The organism is Plantibacter flavus (assembly GCF_002024505.1).
Lineage (GTDB): Bacteria > Actinomycetota > Actinomycetes > Actinomycetales > Microbacteriaceae > Plantibacter > Plantibacter flavus_A.
Genome location: NZ_CP019402.1, coordinates 3,343,368 through 3,365,622 on the forward strand (window position 1 = coordinate 3,343,368; position 22,255 = coordinate 3,365,622).

Annotated in this window: 17 protein-coding genes; 7 read left to right on the plus strand and 10 right to left on the minus strand. The window is 70.3% G+C overall.

Features of this window, described 5'->3' with window-relative positions:
* Positions 1–22: 22 nt before the first annotated feature.
* From BWO91_RS15340 to BWO91_RS15375, 8 genes are all read right to left on the minus strand, one after another.
* A complete protein-coding gene (locus tag BWO91_RS15340; RefSeq protein ID WP_079003193.1) occupies positions 23–1,210 on the minus strand; it encodes a Gfo/Idh/MocA family protein in 1,188 nt (395 codons plus the stop codon).
* Positions 1,210–2,052, minus strand: a complete 843-nt coding sequence (locus tag BWO91_RS15345; protein WP_079004010.1) for a sugar phosphate isomerase/epimerase family protein — start codon at positions 2,050–2,052, stop codon at positions 1,210–1,212. The genes BWO91_RS15340 and BWO91_RS15345 overlap by 1 nt, the downstream gene beginning before the upstream one ends.
* Positions 2,053–2,140: 88 nt before the next feature.
* On the minus strand, positions 2,141–3,502 hold the full coding sequence (locus BWO91_RS15350; RefSeq protein ID WP_079003194.1) for an MFS transporter: 1,362 nt from the start codon (positions 3,500–3,502) through the stop codon (positions 2,141–2,143).
* A 304-nt stretch (positions 3,503–3,806) separates the two neighbouring features.
* Positions 3,807–4,400, minus strand: coding sequence for a TetR/AcrR family transcriptional regulator (locus BWO91_RS15355; protein ID WP_071258881.1), 594 nt, complete (start codon positions 4,398–4,400; stop codon positions 3,807–3,809).
* A gap of 202 nt (positions 4,401–4,602) precedes the next feature.
* The gene (locus BWO91_RS15360) at positions 4,603–6,111 is read right to left on the minus strand and encodes an alpha-N-arabinofuranosidase (protein ID WP_079003195.1); all 1,509 of its coding nucleotides are present in this window, start codon (positions 6,109–6,111) and stop codon (positions 4,603–4,605) included.
* Positions 6,112–6,203: 92 nt separating this feature from the next.
* The gene (locus BWO91_RS15365) at positions 6,204–7,256 is read right to left on the minus strand and encodes a LacI family DNA-binding transcriptional regulator (RefSeq protein WP_079003196.1); all 1,053 of its coding nucleotides are present in this window, start codon (positions 7,254–7,256) and stop codon (positions 6,204–6,206) included.
* A gap of 43 nt (positions 7,257–7,299) precedes the next feature.
* Positions 7,300–8,352: a LacI family DNA-binding transcriptional regulator gene (locus BWO91_RS15370; RefSeq protein ID WP_064294982.1), complete on the minus strand. Its 1,053-nt coding sequence runs from the start codon at positions 8,350–8,352 to the stop codon at positions 7,300–7,302.
* 259 nt (positions 8,353–8,611) lie between these two features.
* On the minus strand, positions 8,612–9,397 hold the full coding sequence (locus BWO91_RS15375) for a phosphatase PAP2 family protein (protein WP_240555538.1): 786 nt from the start codon (positions 9,395–9,397) through the stop codon (positions 8,612–8,614).
* 162 nt (positions 9,398–9,559) lie between these two features.
* Here BWO91_RS15375 and BWO91_RS15380 point away from each other — a divergent pair, with 162 nt between their 5' ends.
* The gene (locus BWO91_RS15380; RefSeq protein WP_079003197.1) at positions 9,560–9,988 is read left to right on the plus strand and encodes a YchJ family protein; all 429 of its coding nucleotides are present in this window, start codon (positions 9,560–9,562) and stop codon (positions 9,986–9,988) included.
* Positions 9,989–10,205: 217 nt separating this feature from the next.
* On the opposite strand, the gene BWO91_RS15385 is transcribed toward BWO91_RS15380, so the two are convergent.
* The gene (locus tag BWO91_RS15385; RefSeq protein ID WP_231884319.1) at positions 10,206–11,447 is read right to left on the minus strand and encodes a multidrug effflux MFS transporter; all 1,242 of its coding nucleotides are present in this window, start codon (positions 11,445–11,447) and stop codon (positions 10,206–10,208) included.
* A gap of 322 nt (positions 11,448–11,769) precedes the next feature.
* On the opposite strand from BWO91_RS15385, the gene BWO91_RS15390 reads away from it, so the two are divergent.
* Both BWO91_RS15390 and BWO91_RS15395 read left to right on the plus strand, forming a co-directional pair.
* On the plus strand, positions 11,770–13,659 hold the full coding sequence (locus tag BWO91_RS15390) for an HSP90 family protein (RefSeq protein WP_079003199.1): 1,890 nt from the start codon (positions 11,770–11,772) through the stop codon (positions 13,657–13,659).
* Complete coding sequence (locus BWO91_RS15395; RefSeq protein ID WP_079003200.1) at positions 13,656–16,538, plus strand: hypothetical protein; 2,883 nt, start codon at positions 13,656–13,658, stop codon at positions 16,536–16,538. The genes BWO91_RS15390 and BWO91_RS15395 overlap by 4 nt, the downstream gene beginning before the upstream one ends.
* A 55-nt stretch (positions 16,539–16,593) precedes the next feature.
* On the opposite strand, the gene BWO91_RS15400 is transcribed toward BWO91_RS15395, so the two are convergent.
* Positions 16,594–17,574 (minus strand): cyclase family protein, encoded by a 981-nt coding sequence (locus BWO91_RS15400; RefSeq protein WP_079003201.1) that lies wholly within the window; start codon positions 17,572–17,574, stop codon positions 16,594–16,596.
* A gap of 225 nt (positions 17,575–17,799) precedes the next feature.
* On the opposite strand from BWO91_RS15400, the gene BWO91_RS15405 reads away from it, so the two are divergent.
* Genes BWO91_RS15405 through BWO91_RS15420 form a run of 4 tightly spaced genes read left to right on the plus strand, consistent with a single transcriptional unit; the run spans position 17,800 to position 22,248 of the window.
* On the plus strand, positions 17,800–19,152 hold the full coding sequence (locus tag BWO91_RS15405; RefSeq protein WP_079003202.1) for an extracellular solute-binding protein: 1,353 nt from the start codon (positions 17,800–17,802) through the stop codon (positions 19,150–19,152).
* Positions 19,149–20,060 carry a carbohydrate ABC transporter permease gene (locus tag BWO91_RS15410; RefSeq protein WP_079003203.1) on the plus strand — a complete coding sequence of 304 codons (912 nt, stop codon included), beginning with the start codon at positions 19,149–19,151 and terminating at the stop codon, positions 20,058–20,060. Before BWO91_RS15405 ends, BWO91_RS15410 begins: the two co-directional genes overlap by 4 nt.
* Complete coding sequence (locus BWO91_RS15415) at positions 20,057–20,935, plus strand: carbohydrate ABC transporter permease (RefSeq protein ID WP_079003204.1); 879 nt, start codon at positions 20,057–20,059, stop codon at positions 20,933–20,935. Before BWO91_RS15410 ends, BWO91_RS15415 begins: the two co-directional genes overlap by 4 nt.
* Positions 20,932–22,248: an alpha-L-fucosidase gene (locus BWO91_RS15420; RefSeq protein WP_240555540.1), complete on the plus strand. Its 1,317-nt coding sequence runs from the start codon at positions 20,932–20,934 to the stop codon at positions 22,246–22,248. Before BWO91_RS15415 ends, BWO91_RS15420 begins: the two co-directional genes overlap by 4 nt.
* The last annotated feature ends 7 nt before the right edge of the window (positions 22,249–22,255 follow it).

The window sequence follows — 22,255 nt, forward strand, 5'->3', positions numbered from 1 at the left end:
GTGACCTATCGGCTCACAGCGCTCAGAGTGTGGCGGCGAACGGGTCCCAGTCCTCGGCGACGAGCGGAACCGGCGCGACCCGGCTCGCCACGTCGACGGTCTGGCCGGACACCACGGACTCGTCGATCGAGACGAGCGTGTCGAGCACGTGGTAGCCGAGGGCGCCCGAGGCGAGCGGCGTGCCGCCGGAACGGATCGCCCGGGCGAGGTCGAGGACCCCGGTCCCGCGGCCGGCGAGGACACCCTCGGTCGGCACGACCTCCCACTCCGGGTCCTGCTGCATCCGCTCGATGGGCGCCGCACGGGTGATCCGCACCTCGCCCGTGAACATGTTCGGGTCGGGGATCACGAGCGTCCCCTCGGTGCCGGTGATCTCGACGACGCCCATCTTCGCGAGCGGCGACTCGAAGCTGAAGACGCTCTGGCTCACGCCGCCTTCCACGAAGCGGGCGATGGCGCTCACGTGCGTCGGCACCTCGACGGCGAACTCGGTGCCGACGCGGTCGCCCTGCTGGATCGTCCGCGTCGCACGCCCGCGGGAGCCGGCCGCCGACACCGAGGCGACCGAACCGAACACCTGCACGAGCGTCGTCAGGTAGTACGGCCCCATGTCGAAGAGCGGCCCGCCACCCTTCGCGAACAGGAACTCCGGGTTCGGGTGGAAGATGTCCGGCCCGGCGTACTGCATGACGGTCTGGGCGGTGAGCGGCCGACCGATGTCGCCGCGGGTGATGGCGCGACGCGCGGACTGGACGCCCGGGCCGAGCACCGTGTCCGGCGCGATGCCGACGAGGAGTCCTGCGGCGTCGGCCTGCTCGAGGAGCGCGAGCCCGCTCGCACGGTCGACGCTGATCGGCTTCTCCGTCCACACGTGCTTCCCGGCGGCGAGCACCTGCGACGCGACCTGTGCGTGGACGGCGGGGATCGTGAGGTTCACGACGAGCTCGACGTCCGGGTGCGCGAGGACGTCGTCGGCGGTCCCCCACTCGCCGACGCCCCACTTCTCGGCCTGGGCCTTCGCGCGGTCGACGTCGAGGTCGCCGAGGATCACGACGCGGACGTCGGGGAACGAGGTGAGGTGCTCGAGGTAGGTGTCGCTGATCATGCCGGTGCCGATGAACCCGACACCGACCGGGCCGCTGCCCTGCGGTGCGCGCGCCGTCGCGCCCTGCGCTGCCGCGGCCGCCGTGCCGTGCGCTGCCGCGGCCATCAGCGGACCACCGCTTCGGTCGAGACGAGCTGCTCGGCGACGAGCGCGTCGACGCTCGCCTGGATGCCGTCGAAGATGTCGCCGGCACCGTAGTGGTCGAACTCGATGATCGCGAAGCGTGCCGAGGGGGCCGCTGCGATGGACTCGCGCAGCGGGACCTCGCCCTGCCCGAACGGTCGCTGGTCGAGACTCGTCGGCACGAAGGGTGCGGCGCCCGGTGCGAACGGGTCGGCGGGCAGCAGGCCGTCCTTGACGTGGAGCGCCTGCACGCGGTCGCCGAGGCGGCCGAGCAGCGCGGGGACGTCCTGACCGGCGGTCGCCGCCCAGAACAGGTCGACCTCGAGCGCGACGTCGTCACGCAGCTGATCGGCGAAGACCTCGAACGCGCTGCGTCCGCCGAACGATGCGACGAACTCCTGGGAATGGTTGTGGTAGCCGACGCGGAGGCCGTGGTCGGCGGCGCGCTCCGCTGCGGCGTTCAGGCGGGACGCCGTGTCGGCGACGGCGGCTTCGTCGAGCCAGCGGTCGGGGCTCACGAAGGAGTCGATGACGATCTCGAGGCCGAGTGTGGTCGCGGCGGCGAAGACGTCCTCCTGTGAGGCGACCGGCATGACCTGGTCGCCGAAGCGGATCTCGTCGGAGAGGAGGGTCGCGTGCCCGGTGCGGGCGGCGAGACCGTGGCGGTCGAAGGCCTCACGGAGTTCGGGCGCACGGGAGACGAAGTCGAACGCCTCGACCTCGCGCAGGCCCATGCCGGCGAGCCGGGCGAGTGCGTCGTCGAGGCCCTGGTCGAGGTGCTCCTTGATGCTGTAGAGCTGCACGGAGAGCGCTGGTGCGGTCATGGTGTTGTCGTCCGTTCTGACGCCGTCGTTGGCATCGCTGGTGGTGGAGTGGAGCTGGTGATCGGGGTGCGGGAGGCTGTGACCTGGTTCACCCACGGGTCGCGATCGATCCGGTGATGGTCCCGTCGGCGTTCCGGGTCATGCGGTGTCGGACCGGCAGGATCGTCAGCGCGCCGAGCACGGCGATGACACCGGCGCCCCAGAACAGGGCCGTGTAGTTGTTGCCGACCGCGCCGAGTCCGAGGAGGAACGCGCCCACCGCGCCGGCGAGCGACTGCGGCAGGGCGTTCGCGATGTTGAGGACGCCGAGGTCCTTCGCTGCGTCGTCGGGGTTCGGCAGGACGTCCACGACGAGGGCGGTGTCGACCGCGACGTACACGCCGTACGCCGCTCCCATGATCGCCTCGACGACGTAGAACATGGGCACCGTCGTGGTGTGGGCGAGCAGGATGAGTCCGACCGCGAACACCGCCGTCGACCCGATGACGAACACCTTGCGGTTGAGCATCCGGTCCGACAGCCAGCCGCCGAACTTCGCGGTGATGACGAGCGCGATCGTGTAGATCAGCACACCCATGGTCAGGGTGTCGACCGCGCCCTGCTGCGACAGCCCGACCTCCTCCTGCAGGAAGAACAGGCGGAACGCGACGAAGAGGAACGAGGCGAGCGTCAGGAGGAACCGCGAGAGCCAGACCCAGCCGAAGTCGGGGTGCTTGAGCGGGTTCACCCAGAAGGTGAAGAGCAGGCCCTTCCACCCGCCGACGTCCGGACGGGTGGTGATCGCGCGGTCGGGCAGGACGAAGCAGTACAGCCACACGGTGATGAGCGCGAAGACGGCCGGAGCGACGAAGAGCAGCAGCATGTCGGTGACGAACCAGCTGGCCACGAACGCCGCCGCGAGGATGCCGACGTTCTGCATGACTCCGACGTTCGCGGAGACGCTCCCCCGCTGCTCCGGCGGGACCTGGTCGGCGATCGTCGCGAGGAGCGGGCCGAGGATGGCGTTGCCGGTCAGCTGGGCGAGGCACCACCCGGCGATGAGGACCGGGACGTTCGGTGCGAGGGCGACGATGGTGAGCGAGGCGACGAAGCCGATGGCGCCGAGGAACATCCACGGGCGACGGCGACCGAAGCGAGAGAGCGTGAGGTCGGAGAGTCGGCCGATCACCGGGTTCGCGACGAGGGCGAACAGGGCGGCGATGGAGAGGACGTTGCCGTTGACGACCGCCGCCTGATCCCCCGGGACGAGCTGCTGCGTCTTGAGGGCGAGGCTGACGGTGACCGGGGCGAGCAAGGCCACGAACAGACCGAATTGGGCGAGCGCCATGGTGGTGACGACCCGTTTCGACGCCCGTTCCGTCGGTCCCGACGGGCCGGTGACGAGGCTGACGTAGGGGCCGCTCGAGGCACGCTGACCGGTGGGCTTGGGGCGGCGGGGTGGGTTGGACATCCGAGTTCCTCTCAACGCTGAGCTGCGGACCGGCTCTGGCCCGCGGGTGGTGCTGTCCTGGCAGGATCAGGAAACCGATCACTGCACGGCTTTGAGTATAGGCGCGAAACCCGAGTGGTCAATAGGTTTTCAAAAATCCCGTCGGTGGGACTGCTGCCAGCGCGGTGCGCTGACGCGAGCGAGGCCCAGTCGCGTGAACGCGGGTCTCCGGAGGGTCGCGCTCACGCGGCCGGGGCGCGCCCACGCCGATTCAGCAGCACTCGCGTCACCGCACCGCGCCGGGCCCCTCAGACCCGCGCCCGGGTCAGCGCACCGCGCCGGCGTCACCGACGAGGAGCACCCAGGCGCGCTCGAGGTCACCGGCCATGTCGACGGAGGGGTCGAGCGTCCACTGCACCTGCAGACCGTCGGCGAGGGCGACCATGACACGCGCCACGTGATCAGGGTCGAGGCCCGCGGCGACCCGCCCGGAGGCCTGGCGATCCCGGACGACGTCGGCGATGCTCCGACGCACCGCTGTGACGTGATCGACGAAGAACCCGCGCACCGGGTGCTCCGCATCACCGGCGGCGGCCGCCATGGTCAGGTACAGCTCGACGAGACCCGGGACATCGCTGTTGTGGCGCATGACCGCGACCAGGCCCTCGATCGCGTCCTGCGACCCGGCCGCGGCGAACTCCTCGTAGTCGACGGCGTCGCGCTCCCGCAGGATCGCCGCGAACAGGTGCTCCTTGGATTCGAAGTAGTGCATGAGCCCCGGCAGGCTGACGCCGACCTCACGCGCGACCTCGCGGAGCGACGTGCCGCGGTACCCCTCGCGCGCGAACACCGCGAGCGCGACGCGCAGGATCTCCTCCCGACGCGCGACGCCCTTCGCGTAGGAGCCCCGTGCCGTCATGTGCCGATTGTAGGGCCGCGCGACGACGGCGGCGGGAGGGATTCCCCACCCGCCGTCGACGTCGACACGTCCACAACGCAGGACGGGTCCGGCGCGCCGCCCCGCGATCGCCTCGAGCGCGGCAGACCCGCCGTGATCGTCCTGCGTTGCGAACGTCGAAACCACTGACTCGCAGACCGGGGCCCGCAGCCCGCTTCCCGACTCAGGCGCCGAGCGCGACCGCCGTCCACGACACGGGCGGGAGCGTGATCGTCAGGGTGCCGTCGGCGAGCGACGCGCTCTCGTTCGCGACGAGGCCGACGCGCTCGCGGTCGTCGATCGTGTTCTTCGCGTAGACGTCCTCGTCGTGGATGCCGTTCGCCTCGACGATCGAACCGACGCCGAGCGCCGAGACGTCGACGGTCACCGTGATGGCCTCGTCCTGATGACGGTTCACGAGGAACACGGCCGCGGTCCCGGCCTCGGCGTCGTAGGTCGCGACCGAGTCGACGAGCGGTGCGTCGCCGTGGACCTTCGTGGCGTAACTGCCGACCTCGATGCGCGGCGAGAGCACGACACCCGATGCGAGCCGGCTGGTGACCGAGAACGGGAAGAACGTCGTCTGCCGCCAGGCGCCGCCGCCCGGCTCGGTCATGATCGGGGCGATGACGTTCACGAGCTGCGCGAGGCTCGCCGACCCGACGCGGTCGCTGTGCTTGAGGAGCGTCATCAGGAGGTTGCCAAACACGACCGCGTCGGCGACCGAGTAGACGTCCTCGATGAGTCGGGGCGCGTAGGCCCACTCCTCGATCGTGCCCTCGATCGCGTTCCACTCGTCGAGGTACCAGACGTTCCACTCGTCGAACGAGAGCTGGATCTGCTTGTCGGAGTGACGCTTGTGCTGCACGTGATCGGCGGCCGCGACGACCGTGCGGATGAAGTACTCCATGTTGAGGGACGACGCGAGGAACGACCCGAGGTCGCCGTCGCGCTCCTGGTAGTACGCGTGGCAGGAGATGTAGTCCACCGAGTCGAAGCTGTGCTCGAGGACGGTGCGCTCCCAGTCGCCGAAGGTCGGCATCGACGAGCTCGACGAACCGCAGACGACGAGTTCGAGCTTCGGGTCGACCATCTTCATCGCCGACGCGGTCCGCGCGGCCAGCTTGCCGTAGTCGTCGGCAGACATCGCGCCGACCTGCCACGGCCCGTCCATCTCGTTGCCGAGACACCACATGCTGATGCCGTAAGGCTCGGGTGCGCCGTTCGCGATCCGCTGGTCGGACAGCGCCGTTCCGCTCGGGTGGTTCGTGTACTCGAGGAGGTCGAGCGCTTCGAGCACCCCGCGCGTACCGAGGTTGACGGCCATCATCATCTCGCTGCCGGTGAGCTTGCACCACTTGGCGAACTCGTCGACGCCGACCTGGTTGGTCTCGAGCGAGTGCCAGGCCAGGTCGCGGCGCACGGGACGGTGCTCGCGCGGCCCGACGCCGTCCTCCCAGCGGTAGCCGGAGACGAAGTTGCCGCCGGGGTAGCGGATGGTGCTCGTGCCGAGTTCCGTGACAAGGTCCACCACATCGCCGCGGAAGCCGTCGGCGTCGGCGGTGGGGTGGTCGGGCTCGTAGATGCCGTCGTAGACGCAGCGGCCCAGGTGCTCCACGAACGAGCCGAAGATCCGGCGGTTGACGGGGGCGACCGTGACGTTCGGGTCGATGGCGATGCGTGCGGTGGTCATGCGTGATCCTCTCCGGGGACGTCGTCGTCCAGACTTCTACAACGTTGAAGGTAAACGTTGTAGAAACAGTCTCGTGTGCCGATCGACAGCTGTCAAGACACGTTCGGAGATGGGGATTCAGCTCTGACGGACGAGGGCGTGGTCGACTCACGTCGTACCAGTTCGAAGTCCGCGTAGACCCGACGGGGTGGCACGTCGTCGACACCCCCGGCGATCCGCTCGACGAGCAGCGACACGGCGGTCCGGGCGATCTGCTCCCGCCCAGGTGCGATCGTCGACAGCGACGGCAGGGAGTACCGACCCTCGTCGATGTCGTCGAAGCCGATGACCGCGACCTCGTCGGGCATGGCGACGCCTCGTTCGCTCAGGACGCGCATGGCTCCGAGCGCCAGGGCGTCGTTGAACGCGACGATGCCGTCGAACGCGACACCCTCGTCGAGCATCTCGCGCATCGCGAGCGCTCCGTCGAAGCGACCCCAGACCGGGACCTCCCGGACGAGCGCCGGATCGAACACCATGCCGGCGGCCTCCAGCGCCGCTCGATACCCGGCGAGACGCAGACTGGCCGAACCGACGATGTCGGCGCGGTGCGCTCCGAACGCGACGATCCGTGTCCGACCGAGCCCGATCAGATGCTCCGTCGCGGCACGCGCTCCCTCGGTGTTGCGCATCGTCACGTGGTCGTTCGGCGCGTTGAACATGCGCTCACCGAGGAGCACCATCGGGATGGTGACCTCCTCCACGACGGCGAGATCCTCGTCGCCGAGGTGGAGCGCGCTGTAGAGGACACCGTCGACCGCACGGAGTCGCGCACCGCGCAGGAGCTCGGCCTCGCGTGCCCGGTCGCCGCCGCTCAGCTCGATCAGCACCGACAGCCCGAGCTGGTCGGCGGCGTGCATGACGGCGTCGGCGAGTTCGGCGAAGTAGGAGTTCCGGAGGTCGGGGATGATCAGGCTGATGACGCCGGAACGACCGGAGCGGAGCCCGCGTGCGGAGAGGTTGGGCCGGTAGCCGAGTTCGGCGATCGCGGCGAGCACCCGCTCCTTCGTCGCCTGCTTGATGTGGGGGTAGTCGTTGACGACGTTCGAGACGGTCTTGGCGGACACCCCGGCGAGCTTCGCCACGTCGTGCAGGGTGGTCGCCATGATCCTCCTCGGCGGCGGCATCCCCGGCCGCCCAGTACGCACTCTACAACGTTGAAGGAGCGGCCCTGGATCCGGGCTCGTGAGCGGTGACGGAACCGGTGGACTCCCTCGGGACGACGCGGAAGCCACTGACGATCGCACGCGGTGCCTCCGGCTGCCCGGGCGCGGCGATCCGCTCGATGAGGAGCTCGACGGCGCGCTCGGCGATCTCCTCGCGGCCGATGTCGACGGTGGACAGGGTCGGGAGGGCGTAGCGCGTCTCGTCCAGGTCGTCGAAGCCGATGATCGCGACGTCGTCGGGGATGCGGAGACCGGCGTCCTGGAGGACGCGCATGGCACCGAGGGCCATCGCATCGTTGAAGGCGACCACGCCGTCGAACGGCAGGCCCGCGGCGATGACCTCGCGCATCGCGTTCGCCCCGTCGCTGCGGTGCCAGCTGACGACGGTGCTGACGTAGGCGGGATCGGCCGGGATGCCGGCGGCTTCGAGCGCCTCCCGATACCCCTGGAGACGGAGGGCGGCCGGCCCGAGGGTGTCGTGCGGGTCGGTGCCGAGCGCGACGATGCGGCGTCTGCCCTGCGCGAGCAGGTGTTCGGTCGCCGCGCGGGCGCCGTCGACGTTGGCCATCGTCACGTGGTCGCGGTCGCCGTCGAACAGTTGCTCACCGAGGATCACCATGGGGCCCTCCGGGAGGAGTGCACTGTCGTCGCGGTCGAGGCTGAGCGGGCTGTAGAGGATGCCGTCGACCAGCTGCATGCGCGGCCCACGGAGGATCTCGAGCTCGACGTCGCGACCGCCGGCGACCTGCTCGATGAGCACGGAGAGCCCGCGCGCACGCGCCTGACGCATGACCGCGTCGGCGAGCTCCGCGAAGTAGGCGTTGCGGAGGTCGGGGATGATGAGGCTGATCACGCCGGACCGGCCTGAGCGGAGGCTCCGGGCCGAGAGGTTGGGGCGGTAGCCGAGCTCGGCGATCGCGCGCTCGACCTTGGAGCGGGTCGCGTCGCTCACGTGCGGGTAGTCGTTGACGACGTTCGAGACGGTCTTGATCGAGACGCCCGCGCGTGCGGCGACGTCGTGCATCGTGATCGACACGCGTCTCCTCCCCCGGCCGGCTCCCGGCTGTCAGCAGACTACCGCTCCGCCGGCACGGGGGGGGGCCGCCAGCGCGGTGCGCTGAGGCGAGCGCGGGTCTGTGGCGTGAGCGCGGGCCTCCGGAGGGGCGCGCCCAGGCGGTGGACCCGCGCTCACGCCGGTCCGGGCGGTCTGGGGTCAGCGCACCGCGCTGGCGCCAGGACGGAACACGAACGACGAGCGTTGGAGGACCGGCATCGAGGGACGGGCGTCCACGCGATCAGCCGTCGGTGAGCGGGACCCGTTTCTTCGGCTCGGTCGACATCCGGTGCAGCAACGGCACGGCGATGATGAGCGCGACACCGGCACCGAGCAGCAGCCCGCCGATCGTGTCGCTCACCCAGTGGGCGCCGAGATAGGTCCGCGACAGCATCATCAGCAGCGTGTAGGCGACACCGATCAACCACACCCAGACCCGCGGGAAGATGATCCCGAACGCGACGGCGATAGTCGCCGCGTTCGCGCTGTGCCCGGAGGGGAACGAACCGAAGTCGGCGTGGACGAGGATGTCCTCGGGCCGTGACCGACCGACGATGTTCTTGATGATCTGCACTGCTCCGGCACTCAGCGCGGAGACGAGCGCGAAGTACAGGGCGGCCCATGGACGGCGCACCAGCAGCAGGACGGCGATCCCGAGCAGCGGCACGACGAAGATCGCGACGACCCCGCCGCCGAGCCAGTTCATGACGAGCGCAGCCTGGACGAGCCACGGTGAACGCTCCTCGAGGACCTCCTGCATCCACTCCTCGTCGAACCCGAACGGGGCGTTCGGACCGCGCTGGAAGAGCAGCACGCCGAGCAGGAGGACGAGGACCACGGCGATCGCGCCGCTGATCAACGGCCACCGCCGGGAGACCTTCGCGGCGAGCTTCGGATCGGGCCGGATCGACGCCGGGTCCGGATCCATCGCGAGCGAACCCGACTCGTCGAGCGCGGGCGAGACCGCCTCGTGCACCTCGGGAGCCGGTGCAGCTGCTGGGTCGTCGTGGTCGTCGGGTGCCGTCATCGTCCCATCATGCCGTGTCGGGTATGTCTCACGCGTGGGCTTGCGCGAAGAGGATGACACGTTGATCGCCGCGCCGATGCGCCACCGGACGAGTGCCGACGGGCAGTGACAACCGACGTCCGGCGAGCACGACCCGCGAGCCTGGCGGGCGATACTGGAGCAGTGACGACCGACGCCCGAACCGCTGCCCTCGCCGACGACGCACGGTGCCCCTGCCTGTCCGGTGAGACGTACGGCGCTTGCTGCGGGCGCCTGCACCGAGGCGAGTCGTCGGCGGCGACCGCGGAGGCGCTCATGCGGTCGCGGTTCTCGGCCTTCGCGGTCGGCGACCCGGAGTACCTGTTGCGCACGTGGCATCCGTCGACCAGGCCGGCATCGCTCGAGTTGGACGGCTCGCTCCGCTGGTACCGGCTCGACATCGTCGCGACCTCCCGCGGTGGGCTGCTCGACACCGAGGGGATGGTCGAGTTCGTCGCGCACCACAAGGTTCCCGGCGTGCGGGGCTCCGCGGGGAGCCAGCACGAACGGAGTCGGTTCTCGAAGGACACCGGCGCGTGGACCTACGTCGACGGCGTGGACCCCTCCTCCTGACCGGGACCCACCCGCCCGGTCCGGCCCCGATGCCGGCGTCAGCGCGGTGCGCCGGCCCGAACCGCCCGGGACCGGCGTCAGCGCGGTGCGGCCACGTGAGCGAGCCCGAACTGGCGCGACCGCGGGTCGCAGCCGTGAGCGCGCCGCTCCGGAGACCCGCGCTCACGCCACAGACCCGCGCTCACGTCAGCGCACCGCGCTGGCGCAACCCGCCAGGTCAGCCGGCGAGGGCCGGGACCTTCTTCGGCTGCACGATGAACCAGAGCGCACACACCGACACGACCGAGGTCGCGGCCATCACGGCACCCATGGGGATCGCGGTACCGATCCCGAGCACACCGACGATCGGGGAGATGAGCCCCGCGAGACCGAAGTTGAGCGCCCCGAGGAGCGACGCCGCCGTCCCGGCCTCGTGCCCGTGGTTCGCGAGTGCGAGCACCTGCACCGCCGGGAAGCCGAAGCCGCACGACAGGATGAAGAAGAACAGCGGCACCAGCACACCGAACAGCCCGACGTCCGCCATCGTCAGCGCGACGATCGTGACCGCCGAGATGAGCTGCACGATGGTCGTGCACGCGAGGATCCACTGCGGCCCGTACCAGCGCATGAGGCGCGACGAGATCTGCACCCCGGCGACGATGCCGAGCGAGTTCACCGCGAATAGGAGACCGTACTCCTGCGCGTCGAAGTCGTAGACCTCCTGGAAGAGGAACGACGAGCTCGAGAGGTAGGCGAACAGGCCCGAGAAGCTCATGCCGCCGATGAGGGCGACACCGACGAACACGCGGTCGCTGAACACCGAGCGGTAGCGGTCGCGGACGGTGCTGTGTCCGGCGTCGCGACGCCGCGCCGGAGGCAGGGTCTCGACGATCCAGAGCGACACCGCGATGACGACGAACAGTCCGTAGGCGGCCAGGAACACGAAGAGTCCGCGCCAGTCGAGGACGAGGAGGAGCTGCGACCCGATCACGGGGGCGGCGATCGGCGCGAGCCCGTTCACGAGTGCGAGTCGCGACAGCATCCGCACGAGCGGCTTCCCGCCGAAGAGGTCGCGGACCATCGCCATCGCGACCACACCACCGGCCGCCGCACCGGCGCCCTGCAGCACGCGGAACACCATGAGCCATCCGATGTCGGGCGCGAACGCGGCGCCGACCGAGGCCGCGATGTGGATGCTCGTCGCGAGGATGAGCGGGAGACGCCTGCCGACCTTGTCGCTCCAGGGCCCCATGAAGAGCTGGCCCACCGCGAAGCCGATCGTGGTCCCGGTGAGGGTGAGCTGGATGAGGCTGACCGGGACGTCGAGGTCCTGCTCGAGGATCGGGAACGCCGGCAGATAGAGGTCGATGGTGAACGGCCCGAGCGCGGTGAGCGCGCCGAGCACGAGGATGTAGACGAGGCGCTGCCTGCCCGAGAGCGAGTCCCCGGGGTGGACGACGGTGATTCCTGCGGTGTGCACTGGTGAACGGATTCCTAGCGAGGTGCGGGGGGGGTGGTAATACTCGATGTCGAATCGATTCGAGAAGTGGCGTCAAGGCTAGCAGCCGGGGACGCGTTTTCGCGACACCCCAGGACGACCGATCGGCGTCGCCCTCGCTCCACAGGCCCTGGGGAGCAGGGTCGTCTCACCGACTCCCAGGTGACCGCCCAGCATCCGTTTCACGACGTTCGCTAGGCTGATCCGGCTGCAGACGAACCGGTCGCGGTCCGTCTGCCCGAAGCCCGATCCACCCCGCACAGACGCCCGATGCAGGCCCCGCAGCCGCCGACGGAAGAGAGCCATGCCAGACCACTCCCGAGCCCCGCTGCCGTTCCAGGTCGACCTCCGCGGAGTCGTCGACCTGCTGAGCCGCCACATCTACTCGGGACCGCGCGTCTACCTCCGCGAGCTCCTGCAGAACGGACGCGACGCCGTCGCAGCCCGTCGCGCCGACGACCCGACGGCGCCTCCCGGCAGACTCCTCATCACCCCGCACGTGCCGCCGTCCGGCTCGGAGGCGGGCTCGCCGTTCCGATTCCGCGACGACGGTGTCGGGCTCACCCGCGACGAGGCCGCAGAACTCCTGGCGACGGTCGGCCGCAGCTCCAAGCGCGGCGACCTCGACGAACTCCGGCGCGGCGACTACCTCGGCCGGTTCGGCATCGGTCTGCTGAGCTGCTTCATGGTGGCCGACACCATCACCGTCCGCAGCCGCTCGGCTCGTGGCGGTCCGGCCATCGAGTGGATCGGCGACGCCGACGGCACGTTCACGATCCGAGAACTCGGCGACGCCGCGACCGCCGCCATGCCGATCGGCTCCGAGGTCGTCCTCGATCCACGCATCGACGGTCCGATGCACGACGGCAGTCTGCTCGGGCACGGTTCGGTGCTCGGCCTCGCCACGACGTTCGGACGCTTCCTCGACCTCGACGTCGAGGTGGTCGATCCCTCCGCCCCCGACCACCCGGTGCGCATCAACGTCGACCCGGTGTTCCGGACGGCTGAGGCGACGACCCGCGAGGCGCTCCTGGCGTTCGGGGAGGACCTCCTCGGGACGCGCCCGTTCGACGCCGTCGAGATCGTGGTGCCCGGCACCGGCACCCGGGGCACCGCCTTCGTCCTCCCCTCACCGCCTCCGCCGGGCGCCCGGCAGGCGAGCCGCGTCTACCTCGGCGGCATGCTGCTGAGCGAACAGATCGACGACCTGCTGCCCGAGTGGGCGTTCTTCGTCCGCTGCATCGTCGACACGACGGGGCTCCGCCCGACGGCTTCGCGCGAGCAGCTCGTGCAGGACGACGCGTTGGAGTTCACCCGCGAGGCCATCGGAGCAACCCTGCGACGGTGGATCCTCGACCTCGCCCGTCAACGGCCGCACCGACTCCAGGAGTTCATCGGCGTCCACCAGCTCGGCATCAAGGCGATCGCCGCGCACGACGACGACCTCGCGAGCGCCGTGGTCCGGTGGCTCCCGATCGAGACCTCCGCCGGCACGACGACCATCGACGAACATCTGTCGCAGACGGGCGTCATCCGGTACACGGCATCCCGCGACGAGTTCCGTCAGATCGCCGCGGTCGTCGATCCGGCGTCACCGATCGTCAACGGCGGGTACGTGTACGACCAGGAGATCCTGGAGCGGCTGCCCCACCTGATCGACGGCGTTCGGGTCGAGCGGGTGACGGTGGCCGACGAGCTCGACAACCTCGAGCCGCCCCACCTGGACGACCTCGCCGCGACGACGGCACTCGAGGACCGCGCCAGTCGTGTGCTCGCCGAGGTGGAGTGCCGGGTCTCGGTCCGCCGGTACCGGCCGGACGACCTCGCCGCGCTGTACGTCGCCGACCCGTCCGTGCTCCGACGGCTCGAGCGGCACCGGGCCGCCTCGGTCGCGCCGGGTATCTGGTCGCAGGTCGTCGGGGCCGTCGACTCCTTCCTCGCCGACGCCGGCCCGGGAGGTGCTGAGGCCGACACCGCCGCCCGGCTCTGCCTCAACTGGAACGCGGCGCTCGTCCGCCACTTGGCGACCCTCGACGACGACCTCGTGTTCGAGCGCAGCATCCAACTGCTCTACGTACAGGCGCTCCTCGCCGGGCACCGCCCCCTCGAAGCACGCGACCGCCGCATGCTCGACGCAGCCATGACCGACCTGATCGGCCTCAGTGTCGGTCTCGACGACAAGGAACTCCGATGACCGACACCACCGCCACCCCCGTGAACGACATCGATCCCGACGCGAGCGTCCAGGACCTCCTCGAGGAGGCCGACACCCTGCCGTGTGGTCCCGCCGAGCGAGCCCTGCTCGACGAGGCGCTCCGGCGAGCCGAGGCCGCCGGCGACGAGGAGGCCGCGTACGCGACCCGCATGCGGTTGACCCAGTCGGCGCACATGACGGGCGACACCGACGCCATGTTCAGCTCCTTCGGCTGGTGCGTCGGCAAGCACGACGCAGACCCGGAGCGCTTCCCGATCACGGTCGACGGCTGCGACCTGCTGTTCCAGTACAAGTGGATGGCCGGCCGGCTGTCGACGAACCCGACCTTCTCGCTCGCGCAGATCGAGGCCATGCACGAGGACATGCGCGCGCGGTACGCGGCAGCGGGCGCCACGATGAGCGGCGTGGTGCAGTCGCAGTTCCACATCGCGACGGTGACCGGTCGCCTCGACGAGGCCGCCGCGTTCCTGGAACGCCGCTCGACCATCGAGGACGACCGGTACAGCCACTGCGAAGCGTGCGTGCGCAATGAGGACGCCTGGTTCTACCAGCTCCGCGGGCACGACGACGACGCGATCCGGATCTACGACGAGATGTTCGAGAACCGCATGAGCTGTGGCGAGGAACCGGAGACGAGCGAGGCACAGGCGCTCCTCCCCTACCTCCGCGCCGGCCGGTTCGACGACGCCAAGGCGGCGCACCAGCGCAGCTACCGGGTCGCCCGTTCCAACGCCGACGGATTCGGCATCATCGCCGACCACCTCGTGTTCTGCGCCGTCACGGGCAACGAGGCGCGCGGCCTGGCGATGCTCGAACGCCACCTGCCGACCCTCGTCAACGATCCCATCAACCTGTCCGGGCACGCCGACGGGCTCATCGCAGTCGGCGTCCTGCTGGATGCCGTCGCCCGAGCCGGTCACGGTGATCTGCCCGTCCGCGGTGCCGACGCCCCGGACCTCGCCCGGTACCTCGGCACCGAGTCGACCGACGCCGCCGACTGGACCGTCACCGCGGTCGCGGCGCGCGCCTGGGCGGCCGCCGAGCACCTGACCCGTGCCTTCGACGAACGCAACGGCAACGGCTTCCGTACCGAGCGACTCGAGGCCGCGCGGGCACTCGCGACCGAACACTGGGACGTCCCGCTGTCGGTCGAGGGGTTCGCAGCCCCGGTCGCCGAACCGGAACCGGCGACCACGGCCGCCGAGTGGCGTGAACGGACCTCCGCACTCCTGCAGAGCGCCGACCCACGCGGTGCGATCGTCGCCGCCGAGCAGGGCCTCGCGCTCCTCGCGGACGACGCGGATCCCGACGAGAACCTCCGCGCCGGGCTCCTGGGCGCGATCGCGCAGGCAGCGGTCATCGAGGGTGACGACGACCGCGCTGCGACGGCCTGGGCCGACCGCGGTGCGGCGCTCCGCGCGGCCGGACGCATCGCGGTCGCCGACGTCGAGGCCCGCTTCGGCGTGGCCCTCCTTGGCACGGCGACCGAGGACCGGCTCACCCTTCTGCTCGCCGAGCTCGACGACGCGCGTCTCGTCCCCGTCGACGCGGACCGGCTCATCCACACGCTCGTCGTCACCGCACGCCATGCGTTCGAGCTGGCGGGAGCGCAGACCGAGCAGGAGTCCGCGGAACGGTTCATGGGGATCGCCGACCGGCTCGCGGGTGAGGCCGTGCTCGCCGCCGCGGTCGACGACCCGGGCGAGGCAGGCCCACCGGCCCGCCTCCTGCACGCGCACCTCTTCGCCGTGACCGGCCGGATCGAGGAGGCGGCAGAGCTCCTCGACCCGCTCCTCGAGCCCGGGCAGCGGGCGTCGGTCCGCCTCCCGGCCTTGACGCTCCGCACCCGGATGCTCGGCGGGGCAGGGGCCTTCGTCGAGGGGGTCGCGCTCGCCGACGAGCTCGTCGCGCTCCAGACCCTCCTCGGCAACCGGCTCGGCATCATCCAGGCGTGCACCCTCTCCGCGGCCCTCCTGAGCGACGCCGACCGCGATCGCGAGGCCGCGGCTCGCATGCAGCTCGCGATCACCCACGCGAAGCGGGCGGAGTACGCCGACCTCGACTCGCTGACGCTCCAACTCGCGCGGTACCTCCAGTTCGCGGGCGATGCCGCCACGGCGCTCGAGCACTACGACGAGGTCTACCAAGCGAAGCGTGAGCACGCCGCGCCGGGTGAGCTCGCGGACCTGCTCGCCAACATGGGTGAGGCCGCGCGCATGATCGGTGAACACGGCATGGCGTACGGCGTGTGGCGCGCCGCGATCGACGACGCCGCGTCCGTCGGGAACGACCAAGTGGTCATCCGCACCGGCTTCGGGTTGAGCACGCTCCTCATCCAGTTCGAGGACGACGACGCGATCGAGGTCATCGACCAGGCACTCGCCGCCGCTCGGCGCCTGGGCGACCCGCAGCTCCTCATCCAGGCGCTCCAGCGCGCGGCGAGCGCACGGGCGGCCTTCAGCGACGACACCGGGCTGCCGCTCTACTCGGAGGCTCGTGACATCGCCTCGGCGCACGAGGCGGCGTGGCTCGTGGCCGACATCACCGATTCGGAGGCCCGCTCGCTCGGAGCGCTCGGACGCGCCGACGAAGCGACGGCGACGGCTCGGCTCGCCGCCGCGGGGTTCGTGGCCGCCGGTGACGAGAACGGGGCGGCGGTGGCCGAGGTGTTCGCGGCGAGGTCCCGGGTCGCCGTCGACGACCACGCCGGTGCCGTCGACCTGTTCCGTTCGGCTCGCGGACGCCTCCCTGCAGGCTCGCCCGACTGGACGACGGTCACGGCCGAGCTCGCGGACGCGTACGAGCGATTGGAGCAGCACACCGATGCGGCACTGCTCCGGGCCGAGATCGAGGAGTGATCGGGACCGTCCTCAGCGCGCCGACGGCACCGCGAGGACGGTCTTCGGACCGCGCCTAGGGCAGTCGCGCGAAGGCGCGGACGGGGAAGGTCGCGAAGTCCTCGACGAGCGGTGGCGTCGCGGTGAAGGCGGCGCCGCTCGCGGGGAGCTGCTCGAGCCCGGTGAGGTGCTCGACCACCTGGATCCCGGCTTCGAGGAGCAGCGAGTGGGCGGGGCGCGCGCCACCGGATCCCGGCTCGGTGTCGTCGATGTTGATGGAGTCGATGCCGACCAGCACCACGCCCTGCTCGACGAGGTACCGCACCCCGTCCTCGGCGAGGTAGGGAGCGTCCTTCGTGTAGGCCTCGGTCGCGAAGTGGCGGTCCCACCCGGTGTGCAGGAGGACGGCGGTCCCGCGCAGCTCGCGGTCGAGGAAGACGTTCGCACCGATGCCGCGTTCCGTTGAGTCCTGGAGGTGGAACACCTCGGCCGGGAGGTCGACGAGCTGCTCGAGCGTCAGGCTCGCGAGGTCGTCGCCGCCGGCGTAGCGGTGGTACGGGCTGTCGAGGTAGGTGCCGGTGTTGCCGACCATCTCGATGATGTCCATCGCGAACTCGGTGCCCTCGGCGTACTTCGGGCGAGAGTCCTCTCGGGTGAGGAACGGACGGATCACGGGCTCCGGCAACCCCGGGTAGGTGCGGAGGCCGGCACGGATCGGGTGGCTGAGTTCGACGAGCGCGCCCTCCGGACGGGGGCGCACGGCGTTCGCATGCGCTGCGCTGTCCGGGACCTCGAGCCCGGCCGCCGCAGCCGCCGCCAGGATCCCGCGGGAGCCCTTGTGCTGCTCGCGCACGATCTCCAGCTTGGTGATGCGGATCTCGCCGACCATCGCGAGACCGAGGTGCGTGACGAGCAGCCGACCGACCTCCTGCTGCTGCGCCTTCCCCTTCGCCTGCGCGATGGCGGGCGGCAGGTCGAGGCGGAAGTCCTCGACGGCGAGACCGCCGCCGTTCAGGAAGCTGACGGTGGCATCGAGGACGGCGCGTTGTTCGGTCATGCCCTCATTCTGACGGGTGCCGCGAACCCTGCCGAGGGATTCCCGGCCATGGGCCACCGATATCCGGCCACGACCGTGCGGTTCCGTCGACTGGACGGCTGAGTGCACTCCACAAGCAGCCCTCATGAGGCTTTTGTACACAGGGCTTGCATATCACATATCTCATGCCTATCCTCGATATGCAAGGACGGCTGACGAACCCGTCCGCGGACGAGGAGAGCCCCCATGAAGCACCAACGAACCCTGTCGATCGCCGCTGCAGCCGCCACGCTGGTCGCGCTCTCCGCGTGCACGGGCGACGCCGGGGGCGAGCGTGTCGGTCGCTGCACGATCGCCGACGAATTCGCCGCTGGCACGCCGGTCGACGCGACGCCGTCCGGCGAGATCACCTTCCAGACCACCGCGCTGAAGGCCTCGTTCTCCGAGTACTTCACCGAGCTCATCGAGGACTTCGAGGCCGCCTACCCCGGCACGACCGTCATCTGGGAGGACGACCCTGGCGACGGCAGCTTCGCCACTCGGCTCGTCGCGGACGCGCAGGCGTGCTCGCTGGCGGACGTCGTGAACATGCCGCTCGCCACTGCCGGCGGGCTCCGCGAACAGGGCTTCCTCGCCGACCTCGACGCCGCGTCACCGGGCATCGGCGCCGACTTCATCCCGAGCCTGTGGGACAGCCTGGTCCTCCCCGGTGACGACCACCACTACGTACTCCCCTGGTACTGGGGCCTCATCGGCCTCCAGACGTACAACACCGAGCTCATGCAGCGCGCCGGGCTCGACCCGGAGCAGCCGCCGACCACCTTCGAGGAACTCTTCGACGCGGCCGATCAGGTCGCCGAACGGTCGAACGGCGAGTTCAGTGCCTTCTCCGCGAGTCTCGGTCTGCGACTCCCGCTCGAGTGGCAGCTGCAGGAGGCCGAGGTCATCGCCGACGACGGTTCGGCGTTCGTCTTCGCCGACGATCCGGCCGTGCAGGAGTGGACCGAGCGCATGACGCGACTCGCGCTGGCCGGCGGCATCCCGAAGGACTCGATCGCGTCCGACGACGAGCCCACCGCCCTGTTCACCCAGGGCGCGACCGTCTGGGGCTCACCGAACGCCTCGTCGCTCCGGTACGTGCAGGAGGGCAACCCGGGCGTGTACGAGCACGTGGGCGTCTCGTCCCTCCTCGACCGCCGCGGCACGGCGATCGCCGAGGTGCAGACCATCGGTGTCCCGAGCACGAGCACCAACCCGGCCACCGCCATCGCGTTCGCGCGGTTCCTCCTCGCCGCCGAGCAGCAGAACCGCTTCATCAGCGACCCGCGCATCCAGAACTTTCCGAGCACCACCGAGTCGCTTGGCATCCCGAAGCTCACGGACATCACCGGCACCGCACCCATCGACGAGGCGAACCGTCTCGCCGTCGAGCTCGCCGACGAAGCGGAGATCGTCACCATCGTGCAGTGGAGCGACGCGGTCGCGAACGCGGTCAACGCCGAGCTCCAGCTGGCGCTCACCGGGAAGAAGGCGCCGCGTGAGGCGCTCCAGGCCGCCCAGGACGCGGCCAACCGGGTCATCGGAGCCGATGCTCGATGACGACCGCGATCCACCTCAACGGGGCGGCGCGCTACCGACCGCCCTGGGTGCCGCTGCTGTGGTGCGCACCCGCGCTGCTCATGATCACCATCTGGAGCGTCGGGCCCTTCGTCGGGACCATCGCGCTGTCGTTCACCGACACCTCCCCGCTCGGCATGGGTGGAGCCTTCGTCGGCCTCGACAACTACCGCTCGATCCTGCAGGATCCCGCGTTCTGGTCCGCGACCGGCAACAGCGTGCTGTACGCGGTCATCGCCGTCCCGTTGCTGGTCGTCCTCCCGTTGCTGCTCGCGCAGCTCGTCCACACCCGGCTCCCCGGGATGGGGTTCTTCCGCTCCGCCTACGCGGCTCCGATCGTGGCGTCCGTCGTCGCGGTCGGGCTGGTCTGGCAGAACCTCCTCGGTGAACAGGGGCCCGTGAACACGGTGCTCCAACGGGTCGGTCTCATCCAGCAGGCGGTGCCGTTCCTCTCCGAGGGGTCGCTCATCCTGCTCAGCGCCATCGCCCTCACGGTGTGGCGTGGGCTCGGGTGGTATCTGATCTTCTACCTGGCGGCGCTCTCCAACATCCCCCGTGAGCTGTACGAGGCGGCGGAACTCGACGGCGCCGGCCCGACACGACGGTTCCTCACCATCTCGGTGCCGGGCACCCGCCTCACGATGCTCCTCGTCGGGCTCCTCGCCGGCATCGGGTCGCTCCGCGTGTTCAGCGAGGTCTACCTGCTCGGCGGCGCCACCGGTGGCCCGGGAGGCGAAGCGCGGACACTCCCGTTCTTCATCCGCGACGCAGCGCTCGACCCGCTCACCGGCAACGCGGGCTACGGCGCGGCCGTGAGCGTGGCGCTCTTCACGCTCACCGCCGTGTTCGCCGTGCTGGCTCAGCGCTTCGGCGGGGAGCGGGACGCATGATCGCGCACATCGGGCAGCCACCCGCGCGACCACTCCTGCGGCGTCGGCGTCGGCGCTGGTCGAGGACGACACCGGTGCGGTACGCGCTCCTGCTCCTCGTGCTGCTCATCTCCGTCGGCCCGCTGCTGTGGCAGTTCCTGTCGTCGCTCAAGGGCTCAGGCGAAGCACTCTTCGGGCGCGACACCACCCTGTTCCCCCAGTCGCCGACGCTCGACGCCTACGTCACGATCTTCCGGCAGATCCCCATGGACGCCTACCTGACAAACAGCGCGATCGTCTGCGCGCTCACCATCGCCTCCCAGGTGGTGCTGCCGACCGCAGCCGGCTACATGCTCTCCCGACGCGGCTGGCGCGGGCGGCGGGTCACCTTCACCGTGCTGATCGTGTCGATGGTCGTGCCCTTCGAGTCGATCATGGTGTCGCTCTTCCTCCTGACCCAGGAGCTCGGCCTGCTCGACACCCTCGTCGGCGCATGGCTCCCCGGTGCTGTCTCCGCGATGAACGTCCTCATCATGCGGGCCGCGTTCACGGCGGTGCCCGACGAGATCGAGGACGCCGCCTTCCTCGACGGAGCCTCGGAGTGGCAGCGGTTCACCGCCCTCTTCCTGCCGTCGTCCATCGGCGCGATGCTCGTCGTCGTCGTCAACTCCTTCATCACCGCCTGGGACGACTTCCTCTGGCCGCTCCTCGTCCTGCGGAGCGAGTCGTCGTTCACCGTCTCGCTCGGACTCGCACGACTCTCGGCGTCGTCGTTCGGGTTCGACCCCAGGGTCGTGATGGCCGGATCCATCATCGCCGTCGTCCCGGTCCTCGTGGTGTTCATCGTGCTGCAACGATGGTTCCACCGAGGCGTCGCAGCAGGAGGAGTCAAGTGAGTCAACAGTCGCACCACCGCCAGCACCGTCCCGTCCCGACCGAGGGCCAGTTGCGCTGGCAACAGGACGGCTTCGGCGTGTTCTTCCACTTCGGCGTCAACACCTTCGCCGGCAAGGAGTGGAGCGACGGCACCCTGCCCGCCTCGAGCTTCGATCCGAGCGACCTCGATGTACGGCAGTGGGTGCGCGTGGCGGCCTCGATCGGCGCCCGATACGTCATCCTCACCGCGAAGCATCACGACGGGTTCTGCCTCTGGCCCACCTCGACGACCGACTACAGCGTCGCATCCTCTCCGTGGCGGGACGGCCACGGCGACATCGTGGCCGAGCTTGCAGCGGCCTGTCGCGAGGCGGGCCTCGGACTGGGGCTGTACCTCTCGCCGTGGGATCGCCACGCTCCCGAGTACGCCGACGAGGCGCGCTACGCCGAGGTGTACGCCCGGCAGCTCACCGAACTGTGCACGAACTACGGCGAGCTCGTCGAGCTGTGGTTCGACGGCGCCGGGTCCGAGGGGTACACCTACGACTGGCCCGGCATCACCGCCATCATCGAACGACTCCAGCCGCAGGCGATGGTGTTCAACATAGGCGCCCCGACGATCCGCTGGGTGGGTAACGAGAACGGTCTCGCCGAAGACCCGGTGCGGTACGTCGTCGACCACACCGACTTCAGCAACTACACGGTCGTCACCAGCCGGTTCGAGGAGGCCCTCTACCTGCCGCCCGAGTGCGACGTCTCGATCCGTCGCGGCTGGTTCTGGCACCCGGACGACGAGCCGAAGTCGGTCGAGCATCTGCTCGCGATCTTCTACCGGTCCGTCGGACTCGGAGCGAACCTGCTCCTCAATCTCCCACCAGACACTCGCGGGCTCCTCCCCGACGCCGATGTGGAACGCGTGACCGCCTGGGCCGCGGAGCGCGACCGACGCTTCGCACAGCCGATCCCGGGAACGCTGACCACCGACGGGTCGACGGTCACCGTCACGTTCGCGGAGCAGGTCACCATCGATCACCTCCGGCTACACGAGGACCTCGCAGCCGGACAGCTCGTCGACCGCCACGAGGTCCGGACAGCGGACGGCCGCACGCTCGTCGGAGCCGGTTCCGTCGGCGTCTCGAGGGTGCACGTGTTCGAACCGGTCACCACCGACCGGCTGACGATCGAGCTCGTCCCCGACGTCACCGACGAGGCGGGCCACCCCGAGGAAACGCCGAACCCGACGCTTCTGGCGGTCACCGCGTTCCACACTGGCACGAGCACCGTCCCCGAGCTGCCGGCCGGATACGAGGCCCCGACGGACGCCCCCGACTGAGCTGGCC